Annotated in this window: 2 protein-coding genes and 1 pseudogene; 2 read left to right on the forward strand and 1 reads right to left on the reverse strand. The window is 73.2% G+C overall.

The features are described 5' to 3' along the window. Window positions 1-936: hypothetical protein (locus FCI23_RS55595; protein ID WP_211265914.1), on the reverse strand; the 936-nt coding region annotated here is incomplete at its 3' end. A gap of 125 nt (window positions 937-1,061) precedes the next feature. Here FCI23_RS55595 and FCI23_RS62930 point away from each other — a divergent pair. Both FCI23_RS62930 and FCI23_RS55600 read left to right on the forward strand, forming a co-directional pair. After that, window positions 1,062-1,190, forward strand: a complete 129-nt coding sequence (locus FCI23_RS62930; RefSeq protein ID WP_265737873.1) for a hypothetical protein — start codon at window positions 1,062-1,064, stop codon at window positions 1,188-1,190. An 18-nt stretch (window positions 1,191-1,208) separates the two neighbouring features. Then, window positions 1,209-1,593: pseudogene (locus tag FCI23_RS55600) on the forward strand (cupin domain-containing protein); the annotation flags it as partial.

Below are 1,593 nucleotides of genomic sequence, written 5' to 3' on the forward strand. Positions count from 1 at the left end.
GGCGCGGGCGGCGACGGCGGCGGCCAGAGTCGCGGCGGCGGTCGGGGCGGTGCCGGCGGTGCGGCGGGCCTGTTCGGCGAGGACGGCTGCGGCTTTGGGGGAGCCGTAGTTCAGGCCGACCATCGCTTCGCGGGCCATCACCCAGGCGTGCAGCTGGCGGTCGCCGGATTCGCCGGCGGCGTGGGCGGCGGTGGCGAACCAGGCGCGGGCCTCGCGTCGGCTGCCGAGGTCGTGGAGGACGATCGCGGTCATGCCTGCCATCTGCCCGGCGGTGCGGCACAGCCTCAGCCGGGTGGCGACGGGCTGCGGGAGGTCCAGCAGCGGGCGGATGTCGGCGAAGTCGGTGACCAGGTCGGCCAGGACCCGGGCGGGGGCCTGGCCGTGGTAGCCGTAGCCGTAGCTCTCCGCGGCGGCTTCCAGGTCGGACAGGTCGGCCGGGGCGGCGGCGAGGGTCTGGTCGAAGGAGGTGCGGGTGTCGGTCAGGGCGGCGAGCGCCGAACCGGTCAGGCCGGCGGCCAGAGCGCCGCGCAGCAGCTCGCGGCGCTTCATCGGGTCATCTCCATCAGAGGGCTCCGGGCTGGGGGCGATGGCGGTGTCTTCCCAGGGTCGCTCAGCAAGCCCCAGCAGCACACCAGGAATCCGAAGACCATCCGCGATCCGCTCCACCGTCTCGAACCCGGTCACCGCAGCATCACCTCGGGCCACTTTGCTGACCCGCTCGGCTTTCATCCCGCAGGCTTCGGCGATCCGGTTGAAACTGACCCGCGCCCCGTTGGCCATGGAGAAGACGACGGAGAAGTCCCGGACCTTCAGGGCCCGCAGGAACGCCGGGTCGGACAGCAGCCGGCGGGGCAGCTGCGCCGGTGACGGCGGTAAGTCCACAGTGTCCCCCCGGCTGCCTTGCGGTGACGACTCGTCACCCATGACGGTACCCACCGTGGGGCCCCCTTGATGGGGTTATCGCCCGCCGCCCCGCTCGCTTCACTGACTGATGTCCGGTCCATTCCCGGGCCGTGCCAGGTCTCCCCGGCGCGGCCCACCCCTCACAGAGGAGGACAGTGATGTCGACTCCCACCCCGCCCCCGGCCGGTGGCCTGCTGCGGTCCCGGCGCCTGATCACCACCGCTCGCGGCCGCAACACCCTGATGGGTGACGGCGGCGGCACCGGCAAGGGCGACGGCAACGACTAGTCCGAAGCCGAAGACGCGATGACGAACCTGTCGATCGCGGAGCGCCTGGGCGAAAACTTCCTCGCCCAGGCGCTGCACCGCGACTACCGCCACCTCCCCGAAGCTGTCGAGGTCGCCGGGCTGATGACCTGGGACGACCTGGACCGCATCCTGACCCAGCACCGGCTGGAGCCGCCCCGGCTGCGGCTGGCCCGCGACGGGCAGACGCTGCCGTTGTCGGACTACGCCACGCCGGTGGCCACCCGCCGCCACACCGTGTGGCACCGCCTCCAGCCCGCCGGCCTGCACCCGCTGCTGGCCGACGGCGCCTCCCTCGCCCTCGATGGCGCGGACCAACTGCACCGGCCCCTGGCCCGGCTCGCCGAAGACCTGGAGCGCACGTTCCGGACCGACGTGCGGGCGA

This window comes from Actinacidiphila oryziradicis (assembly GCF_005047355.1).
In the GTDB taxonomy this organism is placed as follows: domain Bacteria; phylum Actinomycetota; class Actinomycetes; order Streptomycetales; family Streptomycetaceae; genus Actinacidiphila; species Actinacidiphila oryziradicis.

Bases quoted from the DNA above. Each gene is read 5' to 3' on its own strand.
- FCI23_RS62930 (WP_265737873.1), top strand. From the start codon at position 1,062: ATGTCGACTCCCACCCCGCCCCCGGCCGGTGGCCTGCTGCGGTCCCGG.